At 63.0% G+C, this 397-nt stretch carries 1 protein-coding gene; it reads right to left on the bottom strand.

Annotated elements, in window-relative coordinates:
* The coding region (locus AC5RWX_RS34415; protein ID WP_494100596.1) for a transporter substrate-binding domain-containing protein at nucleotides 1-390 on the bottom strand (390 nt) is incomplete at its 3' end.
* Between the last annotated feature and the right edge of the window lie 7 nt (nucleotides 391-397).

The following is a 397-nucleotide window of genomic DNA, read 5'->3' as shown; positions in this document are numbered from 1 at the left end:
GGTGAAACCGATCGCCAGGGACCGCTCCACGGTGTAGTCCAGGTTCGCTGCGAAGTCATAGCGGTCGGCCTGGAGGCCGGCGACGATGTTCTTCCACTCAGCGGCAACGGGAACCAGTTTCACGTTCAGCTGCTTGGCCAGTTCCTGCAGCGGGATCAGGTTGGGGCCTCCCAGCGTTCCGTCAGGCTGCTGGACGGTCATGGGCGGGGCGATCGCAACACCAACACGGAGTTCACCGCGCTTCTTGATCTCCTCGATCAGGTTGCCCTGCGCCGACCCGGAGGTGGCCGATGCGCTGTTGCCGCGGAAGCCGCTGCCGATGTAGCCGCCGGCGATGGCCACCAGGATGACAGCGAGGACGGCAAGGACGATCTTGCTTGTTTTGGTCATTTTAAAC

It is taken from the genome of Arthrobacter sp. SPT-J7 (genome assembly GCF_059089965.1).
This window is presented reverse-complemented; position numbering and strand designations above follow the sequence as displayed.